The sequence below is a fragment of the Vibrio sp. 704 genome (genome assembly GCF_033339295.1).
The window spans coordinates 1-527 of sequence record NZ_JAWOUH010000972.1; the positions used below are offsets into that span (position 1 = coordinate 1).

A 527-nucleotide genomic window follows, 5' to 3' on the forward strand; every position below is an offset into this window, starting at 1 on the left:
GCAATTAAAATCGTACTCATTGTTTACTTCACCAAACCTGTAAAGCCCATGAAAGCAAGCGACATTAAACCCGCAGTGATCATTGCAATCGATGCACCTTTAAATGGAACAGGCACGTCAGCCGCAGCGATACGCTCACGCATAGAAGCAAAAAGGATCAATACAAGTGAGAAACCGACGGCTGCACCAAAACCATAAATGATAGATTCGATGAAGTTATGATTCTCATTGATGTTGAGAAGTGCAACACCCAATACGGCACAGTTGGTCGTGATCAGTGGTAAGAAGATACCAAGCAAGCGATAAAGGGTCGGGCTAGTTTTGTGTACAACCATCTCGGTGAACTGTACCACGACAGCGATCACCAAAATAAAGCTCATGGTTCTTAAGTACTCGATACCGAGCGGTCGCAAGATATAGCTTTCCACTAAGTACGCACACACAGATGCGAGGGTTAGCACAAAAGTGGTTGCTAACCCCATGCCTATTGCTGTTTCCAGTTTTTTAGACACGCCCATAAATGGACA

General features: G+C 44.6%; 1 protein-coding gene. It reads right to left on the minus strand.

The features are described 5' to 3' along the window. Positions 1 to 23: 23 nt before the first annotated feature. Positions 24 to 527, minus strand: a 504-nt coding sequence (gene rsxA / locus R7R24_RS30170) for an electron transport complex subunit RsxA (RefSeq protein WP_318120648.1), incomplete at its 5' end; no start/stop codon positions are given.